An 8,279-nucleotide genomic window follows, 5' to 3' on the forward strand; every position below is an offset into this window, starting at 1 on the left:
GGCGCAATTTCGTTCATCACTGGAGCGTTTCATGGCTACTTTCACCAAGACCGCCGTCCTGATGGCCCTCGCGCTCGCCGCCGGCAGCGTGTTTGCGGCCGCCAAGTCCACGGATCAGACCATCTCCACCTTGGGCGGCAAGTTCACCTTCAATTTGCCCAAGGCCTACACCGCCGACGCCCTGCCCTCTGGCAAGGCGGATGATGGCACCGCTGACACTCAGGGCACGCTGTACGCCAACGCGACCACGAAAAGTGTGGTGATCGTCGCTGAAACGCAGCGTAACGATGGGGCGACTATCAAGGACAATGACCCGCAATTTCTTGATGGTGCGGTGGCGGATTTCGTCAAGGACCAGAGTGCCGCGCTGCCTGATTTCAAGAAACAGGGTGAGAAGAAATTGACCTTTAAAGGCCTCGGTTTGCGTCAGGTGGACAGCACTGCGACGCAGGGTGGTGGCAAGACTTTGAATTCGACCTTTTTGGGTGGGTCGGGGAATCATTTGCTGGTGATCCAGGCGATTTCCCGGGCGGATGATGTGAAGGGGCATGCTGAGTTGGTGAAGCAGATTACTGGGGGCAAGTGATCTGGTCGGCTGGGGGGGCTGTCGGGGCGTCTGAGATCAAAAGCAAGAGCACAGCGGCCTAATAGCCGACCTGAGTGGTTGAATCAAAGGCGCTGTTTTTTTAGTGCAGATTGCGGTCTCCCAGACAAAATGGAGATCCACTGTGGGAGCGGGCTTGCTCGCGAATACGGTGGGTCAGTTGATGGATGAGTTGGCTGATACACCGCATTCGCGAGCAAGCCCGCTCCCACACTTTTGACCGAGCAAGACCTCAACAGCTTCACCGGGTCCGCTTTTCTGTGGGAGCTGGCTTGCCTGCGATGCAGAAACCTCGGTACACCAGGCAAAACCAGTAGATTCCATCGCAGGCAAGCCAGCTCCCACATTTTCAACCACATTCACTTCAGGCTTTTCTCCAGCCACGCTTTCAGGTCCTGCACTTCTGCGTCACTCACGGTATGCGGCATCCCTGGATAGCCGTGAAACTCGGGCTTCAACCCCAGCCCCGTCAATACCTCATTCGCCCGCGTCGCCGACGCATACGGCAGCGCCTGGTCAGATGTGCCATGGCCGATAAAGATCGCCAGCTGGTCCAATGACGCCTGAGGCTTCAGCTCGGCTTTGAGCACCGGCAAAATACTGCCACTCAACGCCGCGATCCCGCGCACCAACGCTGGCTGCCTCAAGCCCACCTCGTATGACATGATCGCGCCCTGACTGAACCCCACCAAAAACACCCGGTCACTTTGCGTGTGGTATTTGGCAGTCGCCTGCGTCACAAAGGCTTCGATCAGCTTGGCGCTACGCTGCAAGTCGGCAGTCTCACCGTTGTAATCGCCCTCACCCGCCGTTTTGGCAAACCAGCGATAACCACTCGGGGCCACGGGCATCGGCGCCCGCGCCGAGAGGTAAGTCCAGGTCGACGGCAGCGAATCCTTGATGCCAAACAAGTCTTCCTCGTTACTGCCAAACCCGTGCAGGAAAATCACCAGCGGCTGGTTTCGTGCATCGCTTTGGGTTTGCTCCAGGTACGACAGCGGCAAGTCAGTGTGCAACGTGGAATCGGCATGGGCGGCGCCGGCCAACAACGTCAACGCCAGGGCAAACAGTTTGAGCATGGGTAAGCTACCTCAGGGTTTGCGCAACAGATAAGTGTCCATGATCCAACCATTTTCCAGGCGCGCCGCCTTGCGCACCCGTTGAATTTCTTCGGCCACATCAGCGACCTTGCCGCTGATGAGGATTTCATCCGGCGTGCCCAGGTAGGCGCCCCAGTAGATATCCAAATCCTGATCAGCCACGGTGCGATAGGAATCTTCGGCGTCGAGCATCACCACCAAGGTGTCCGCATCACTCGCCTGCCCCGCCGCCAAACGGCGTCCGGTGGTGATTTCGACGGAGCGACCAATGCGGTTCAGCGGCACTTTATGCTGGGCGGCCAGGGCCTGCACGCTGGTGATGCCGGGGATCACGTCGAACTCAAACTCACAGCGGCCGCTGGCAAGTATCGCCTGCAGGATGCGAATCGTGCTGTCGTACAACGCAGGGTCGCCCCATGCCAGGAAAGCGCCCACTTCACCGTCAGCCATTTCCTCGTTGATCATGCGCTCGAAGGTCTGCTGCTTGTCGCGGTTCAGGTCCTGCACGGCGGTGGTGTAGTCGATATCGCCACGCACGCGCTCGGGGCACTCGGCCTCGACGAAACGGTAGCCGGGCTCGGTGATGTAGGTGTCGCAGATCTCGCGGCGCAGGTCGATCAGCTTGTCTTTGCTCTGGCCCTTGTCCATCAGGAAAAACACGTCGGTGCGGTTCAACGCCTTCACGGCCTGCATCGTGATGTAGTCAGGGTTGCCGGCGCCAATGCCGATGATCAGGATGCGTTTCATGGGTTGCTCTCATTGCGGGGCGTGGATTTTGCCATGTTCGCGCGCTCAGGCGTGAGTTTCCAGGCGCAGACGCCACACGTTGTTGAAGCGTAGCTCGGTGGCGGACAGCGTCTCGACGTCGATCCGTTAGAACATCGATACAGGAAACTGCATGACGTAAAGCATTGCGGCACGAATCACAAAGGGATGGGTCACCGCCACCACGTGACCCGGTTGAGACTCAAGGGTCATCATCCACTGCCCAACGCGTGCGCAAAGCTGATCCACCGACTCGCCACCGTGAGGCGCACAGGCGCTGTCGGTCAGCCAGGCCACCACGGCATCGCTGTCCAGATCACGAATGGCCTGACCTTTCCAGGCGCCGAAATTGCCATCTCGCAGCGCATCCACGACCTCTGCCCCGTAGCCGAACAGGGCTGCCGTCTGGCGTGCTCGGGCCTCAGGCGCGCACATCAGCCGCAGGCCTTTATTGTAGCGATGCGCCAAGGATAAGGCCGCGTCTTGCTCATTCATCGTGACGGATTCGTCATCGGGAAAACGCCCCTGTTTTTGAAGGGGCGTGGTGGCATGGCAGATCAGGGTCAAACGGGTCGCCAGCATCACAACTCACTCTGTTTCGACGCGCATTCAGCGTGAACCCGCGAAGTGGTCAGCATGTTACAACGAACATGAAACAGGAAGCCGGTTGCTGCGGCCAACCGGTTAAACGCTAAATTCCCGGATGGGCCAGGTACCACACCTGATAGCCCGTCCCCGGACGCTGCACGTTCAGCGCCTCGGCCGACAAGGTGATTCGAATCAAGCGCCATGCCTGCACGTCCAACGCCAGAAATACCGCGAAGGTATCGCTGCTCTGCGCCAACTGCTGATTGCGCGCTGTTGCTGCGGCCACAATCGCCGCCCGATCCGCCCCGGGCTCCAGCGGCCACTCCTCCCGATACAAACTCAACGCGCGCTGCGCCGGGCCACGCCTGACCTCCAGTGGCAACCAGCTCTCGACATGCGGGCGACCAAAACTGTCGAGCACTTTCTGAAACCGCTCGCCAAGCAAAAAGTCGGCAGCCTGCAACGGGTCGGACCACAGGTACACCGACGCGTACACGTTGCCCCCGTTCTCCTGGGCGATAAATGCCTTGAACAGCAACCCGTCGGCGTGATCCCACAACGGCCCCAACTGCGCGACGCGGCGGCGAATCACGCCCATGTCGTAGTCGGCTGGCAGGCGGTGTGAATACTGTTTGGCAAACATGACAAAACTCCCGTGCACATTGAGAGTGCAGCTTGCGCAGTGCCGATGATTTCAACAAGATATGAACCGATATAAGTGCAATAAGGATTTGATATGACTGATGCACTCAAACCGCTGGACATCGACACCGTGCAGGCCTTCGTGCTGGTGGCAGATTTCGCCAGTTTCACCCGCGCGGCCGAGGCGCTTGATACCTCACAGGCTGCCATCAGCCTCAAGCTTAAACGCCTGGAGGACCGCCTCGGTTATCGCCTGCTCGAACGCACGCCGCGTCATGTGCGGCTGTCGCCACAGGGCGAGCACTTTATCGTTGCCGCTCGCGCGTTGCTCAATGCCCACGAACGCGCGCTGGGAGACATGGGCACCCACGCCCCGCGACGGTTGGTCATCGGCATCAGCGACCACGTGGCCGGGCCAGACCTGCCGCAGTGGCTCAGTCGCCTGGCGGCGTACGACCCGTTGGTAATCCTTGAAGTGCGTATCGCCTCGTCCCGCGACCTGGTCGGCGCCTTCGACCGCAACGAGCTGGACGCGGTGATCGTGCGCAACGAGGGCGACCGCCAGGACGGCGAGGTGCTGGCGGTAGAGCGCTTTGGCTGGTTCGCAGCGCCGACCTGGCTGCACAACCCCAAAGCCCCATTGCGCATGGCGACCATGGCTGCGCCCTGTGGCGTGCGCTATTTGGCGACCCGGGCGCTGGACGAGGCGTGCATCGATTGGACCGAAGTGTTTGTGGGGGGCGGCGTGATGGCGGTGGGCGCGGCGGTCAGCGCCGGATTAGGCGTCGCTGCCCTCGCCCACCGTGTGGCGCCAGCCGGGGCGGTGGACGTCAGCGAGCGCTACGGTTTGCCCGTATTGCCCGTGAGTGAAGTGGTGCTCTACAGCCGGATCAGCGATGCGCGTTCGCGCGAAACGCTGCGTGCATTGAGCGCTACGTTTCGCGGTGTGCTGCAACGCTGATTTTGCGCGGTGGCGTTTACCTTGAACATCCGCCCCTTATGCAGGACTCTAGCGCTGCAACCTTGACGGAGCGCCTCACCATGACCTTGTCGATCAGCCCTACGGCCCCAAATTTCTGGCGCGACCCTGCGTTGCCGTTTATCGAGGCGCGCACCATCGCCGACGGGCGCAAGGTCGCCTACAGCCGGCACGCTCACGAGCATTTTTCCATCGGTGCGGTCACCGCCGGTTGCAGCTATTACAACTACGGCGCGCAGACCTACGAGATCAGCGCCGGCACGGTGGTGCTGATGAACCCCGGCGATGTGCACGCCTGCAACCCCCTCCGCGACCAGCTGTGGTCCTATCAGATGCTCTACCTCGACACCGCATGGCTGACCGACTTGCAGCACCAGTTGGGCTTCAGCACCGATCAGGGGTATCGGCCCTTCAACACGCCGTATACCCGCGACGAAGGGCTTTATCTCGGGCTATTGGCGTTGTACCGGGTATTGGTCGATGAACACGCCGAGCACCTGCAAAAACAGAGCGCGCTGGTGAGTTATTTCAGTGAAGTGCAGCAGCGCCTGAACCCGGCCGAGAGGCCGCCGCGTGAGGTCAACAGCAAGCTGGAGCGCGCCGCCGAGTACATCCGCGAGCAGTGCACACAGGCGTTGACGCTGGAGGATATTTGCCTGGCGGCCGAGCTGTCGCCGTCTTACCTGATCCGCGCATTCAAGCTGCATTACGGTTTGACGCCCCACGCCTTCCTGGTGAACCAGCGCGTGCAGTTTGCGCGCACCCAGTTGCGCAATGGCGAGCCTATCGCCGACGTGGCCCTGGCCGCAGGTTTCGCTGACCAGGCGCATTTTCAACGCGCCTTCAAACAGCATTTCGCCGCCACGCCAGGGCAGTACCGCGAAGTGCTCAAGCCATCAGCAAATAACCCACACTCGCCACCAGCAGCGCGGCCATTGAACGGTTGAACACACGCACGCCCCGGGGGTTGCTCAAGTAGCGCCGCAAAAAAGTGCCCGCGTAGGCCCAGCACGCCACTGACAGGTAGCAGATCACCAGATAGAGCGCCGCAAACACCCACACCTGGCGCGCATCACCCTCGGCCACAAACAAACCCATCCCCGCCACGCAGGCCAGCCACGCTTTCGGGTTGAGCCATTGCATGACCGCGCCATACAGCATCGACGGCGCGGTTGCCGTGCCCTCGGGGTCGAGCCGGCCATCGTCCACTGCAAGCTTCCAGGCCATGTACAGCAGGAAAGCCACCCCGCCCCACTGGATCAACTGCGTAAGGAGCGGCCAGCGCACCAGCACCTCATGCAAGCCCAGGCCGATCAGTACCAGCAACAAGGTAAAGCCGACCGCCGCGCCTGCGACGTGTTTCTGGCTGGCCACAAAACCAAAACGCGCACCCGCGCTGAGGGCGACCACGTTGACGGGGCCGGGCGTGATGGAAGTAGCCAGCGCGAAGGCGGCCATGGAGAGAAGAGCGCTCATTGCAGTTCCTTTTAAGTCGAGCGAATGAGAATGAGGCTACGGTAAAGGGCACACCGCGCGCGGTATTGAAGAAAATCACCCTCGCTCTTGTGTGTGCTGAAGTCATCGCTGACACCATGGCCAGCATTACCGAGGCTGGCAGCACACAGTTGAATGGTTGATCTTGTCTATTTGACGAACAACTCACGGTCCCGCGCTTTCACATGGCCGGGGCTGTAATAAGCGTCGAACCAGGTCTTCTCCCCCGCCGTGGGAGGTTTGGCCAGGCGCAAGGTTTGCAGGGCGCCGGGCTTGCTGGCATTGAAGCGAAAGTGGAAATGGTCGAACAAGCGCAACGCTTCGATGGCGTACACCACGGCGATCTTGCGGTCTTCGATGCGGATCAGGTGATCGCCGTTGTTTTTCTCGCCGCCGCCGGCCAAGTTGGATGAGCCGGTGTACACCGTGGGGTTGTCGCCATTGAAATCGGTGACCACAAACTTGTTGTGCACCATGTTCCCCGCATTCCCCGACCATTCCGCCTTGAACGGCGCCGGCGCGTTGCTCGCCAGGTAGCTGAACGGCAACAGCCCCACCGAGCCGTCCGGCTTGCGCACCGCCAGTTTGCCGGTGCGTTGCGCCACGCCGTAGGAGAACAACGCTCGCTGCATCAGCGCATCCAGGGCGTCACGCACTTTGCCGTTGATCAAATTCAGGAAGACGATGGAATACAGCACCGAACTGCTGGCCTGTTCGATGCTGGTGGCGATCGGGTCAAGCGACAGCGCGCTGTCAGCGTGGGGCGCGAAGCACAACGAAACTTTCGAGCCTGGCTGGTCGCGCACCACCCACCACTGTTGCGACAGTGGGTTTTTGCGAAAGGTCGTGGGCGCTGCCCAATAGGCATCGAAGACTTCGGCGAACTTGCCGGCCACGGTTTCATCGTCAAACAGCAGCACGTTGTTGGCCTGGATATACAGGCCGCGCAGGGCAAAGTTGGTGGAGCCGCCGAGCACCCGAATCGCCACTCCGGCGCGGCGCACGATCAACACTTTGTTGTGCTGCTGGCTGGAGAAGTGCAGGCGTTTGATCTGCGCCCCGGCGGCGGTCAAGCGCGCAGCGCTGAGGCTTTCACAACTGTCGGCGGCGCCCTGATCACCATGGTCATCAATGATCGCGCGCAGGCGCGGGCCGAGGCCTTCGAGGCGGCGCAGGATGTCCGGCTCCTTGCTTTCGTAGATCAGCGCGTCGAGGGTCAGTTCGGGGTCGTTCGCCACTTGTTCCAGCACTTGCAGAATCAATTGCCGCGCCTCGAAACCCAGCCAGGCGTAGTTGCTTTCAAACGGCGCCATGTCCAGGTCCAAATAGGCCCTTGGTGCTGAGCGCGCGGGCGGCAGGATGCGCGTTTCATTGTTGAAACGGTCGCCGTAGGCCTGGGATGAAGCGAAGCCGCGAGTAAAGCCGATGTTCACGAATCCGCTGAGGGTTTGCGCTTCCAGCGACACCTGGTTTTCCAGGCTGACGCCCTTGGTGAGTGTGCCGTCGGTGCCCATGTAGCAGGCGGTGACGCGGTAACGGAACAGACCAGGGAGAATCTCGCTGGGCACGTGGATCCAGCGGAATTTCTGGAACGGCGCCTCGGTCGAGGGAAAGCTGCGCGGCTGTTCGGGCGTGGGTGGGTAGTCAAAATGCAGGCGGTTGTGCAGCACGCCCCACTGGTCGGCGCCGGGGTAACGCACCTCGATGCTGAAGCCGACAAAATCAGCTGTGGCGAGGTCTGGCGCGAGGTCGAACGCCAGCAACGCCGCGCCCTCCCCGCGATACAACTTGAAGGTCAGGCCCTGGAACGTGGTCTTGCTCTCGAAGTCGGCGTTCAAGCGATGTCCCTTATGCTGGCAGGCGTTGCTGTGGAGTTTAGCGCGTGCAGCCCATCAAGCCACTGGCGCCTGGGTGACAATATGACCGCGAAGACGCGTTGATCACCGACAGCCCGGTCTAGCTCAACCGTTGATCAACGAGAAGTGGGGGGCGCCCCCCCCCCCCCCCCCCCCCCCCCCCCCCCCCCCCCCCCCCCCACCCCCCCCCCCCCGAAAGCCCCCCCCCCAAAAAAACGACAAGCGGCGGGGGGGGGCACCGTGTGGGAGTT

The 8,279-nt window shown here is 61.3% G+C and carries 8 protein-coding genes and 1 pseudogene; 3 read left to right on the forward strand and 6 right to left on the reverse strand.

The window, feature by feature from the left end; genetic code table 11:
• The first annotated feature begins 31 nt into the window (after nt 1-31).
• Nucleotides 32-586, forward strand: a complete 555-nt coding sequence (locus Q7C20_RS15705) for a hypothetical protein (protein ID WP_375068526.1) — start codon at nt 32-34, stop codon at nt 584-586.
• 377 nt (nt 587-963) lie between these two features.
• Here the strand turns inward: Q7C20_RS15705 and Q7C20_RS15710 are convergent, their stop codons facing one another.
• From Q7C20_RS15710 to Q7C20_RS15725, 4 genes and pseudogenes are all read right to left on the reverse strand, one after another.
• Entirely contained in the window at nt 964-1,683 is a 720-nt protein-coding gene (locus Q7C20_RS15710; RefSeq protein WP_375068528.1) for an alpha/beta hydrolase, read from the reverse strand.
• 12 nt (nt 1,684-1,695) lie between these two features.
• Nucleotides 1,696-2,451, reverse strand: a complete 756-nt coding sequence (cobF, locus tag Q7C20_RS15715; RefSeq protein WP_375068530.1) for a precorrin-6A synthase (deacetylating) — start codon at nt 2,449-2,451, stop codon at nt 1,696-1,698.
• A gap of 45 nt (nt 2,452-2,496) precedes the next feature.
• A pseudogene (locus Q7C20_RS15720) lies at nt 2,497-3,051 on the reverse strand (histidine phosphatase family protein).
• A 109-nt stretch (nt 3,052-3,160) separates the two neighbouring features.
• Nucleotides 3,161-3,700 carry a DUF4865 family protein gene (locus Q7C20_RS15725; RefSeq protein ID WP_375068532.1) on the reverse strand — a complete coding sequence of 180 codons (540 nt, stop codon included), beginning with the start codon at nt 3,698-3,700 and terminating at the stop codon, nt 3,161-3,163.
• Nucleotides 3,701-3,793: 93 nt separating this feature from the next.
• On the opposite strand from Q7C20_RS15725, the gene Q7C20_RS15730 reads away from it, so the two are divergent.
• Both Q7C20_RS15730 and Q7C20_RS15735 read left to right on the forward strand, forming a co-directional pair.
• Complete coding sequence (locus tag Q7C20_RS15730) at nt 3,794-4,660, forward strand: LysR family transcriptional regulator (protein ID WP_375068534.1); 867 nt, start codon at nt 3,794-3,796, stop codon at nt 4,658-4,660.
• A gap of 80 nt (nt 4,661-4,740) precedes the next feature.
• Nucleotides 4,741-5,625 carry a helix-turn-helix domain-containing protein gene (locus Q7C20_RS15735; protein ID WP_375068537.1) on the forward strand — a complete coding sequence of 295 codons (885 nt, stop codon included), beginning with the start codon at nt 4,741-4,743 and terminating at the stop codon, nt 5,623-5,625.
• On the opposite strand, the gene Q7C20_RS15740 is transcribed toward Q7C20_RS15735, so the two are convergent.
• Both Q7C20_RS15740 and Q7C20_RS15745 read right to left on the reverse strand, forming a co-directional pair.
• Nucleotides 5,567-6,154, reverse strand: coding sequence for a LysE family translocator (locus Q7C20_RS15740; RefSeq protein WP_375068539.1), 588 nt, complete (start codon nt 6,152-6,154; stop codon nt 5,567-5,569). The two genes, Q7C20_RS15735 and Q7C20_RS15740, sit on opposite strands and share 59 nt — an antisense overlap.
• A 167-nt stretch (nt 6,155-6,321) precedes the next feature.
• Complete coding sequence (locus Q7C20_RS15745; protein ID WP_375068541.1) at nt 6,322-8,010, reverse strand: phospholipase D-like domain-containing protein; 1,689 nt, start codon at nt 8,008-8,010, stop codon at nt 6,322-6,324.
• Between the last annotated feature and the right edge of the window lie 269 nt (nt 8,011-8,279).

The sequence above is a fragment of the Pseudomonas sp. AMR01 genome, assembly GCF_041946035.1.
GTDB classification, from domain to species: domain Bacteria; phylum Pseudomonadota; class Gammaproteobacteria; order Pseudomonadales; family Pseudomonadaceae; genus Aquipseudomonas; species Aquipseudomonas antarctica_B.

Bases quoted from the DNA above. Each gene is read 5' to 3' on its own strand.
- Q7C20_RS15725 (WP_375068532.1), bottom strand. From the start codon at position 3,700: ATGTTTGCCAAACAGTATTCACACCGCCTGCCAGCCGACTACGACATG.
- cobF (WP_375068530.1), bottom strand. From the start codon at position 2,451: ATGAAACGCATCCTGATCATCGGCATTGGCGCCGGCAACCCTGACTAC.
- Q7C20_RS15730 (WP_375068534.1), top strand. From the start codon at position 3,794: ATGACTGATGCACTCAAACCGCTGGACATCGACACCGTGCAGGCCTTC.
- Q7C20_RS15740 (WP_375068539.1), bottom strand. From the start codon at position 6,154: ATGAGCGCTCTTCTCTCCATGGCCGCCTTCGCGCTGGCTACTTCCATC.
- Q7C20_RS15735 (WP_375068537.1), top strand. From the start codon at position 4,741: ATGACCTTGTCGATCAGCCCTACGGCCCCAAATTTCTGGCGCGACCCT.
- Q7C20_RS15705 (WP_375068526.1), top strand. From the start codon at position 32: ATGGCTACTTTCACCAAGACCGCCGTCCTGATGGCCCTCGCGCTCGCC.
- Q7C20_RS15710 (WP_375068528.1), bottom strand. From the start codon at position 1,683: ATGCTCAAACTGTTTGCCCTGGCGTTGACGTTGTTGGCCGGCGCCGCC.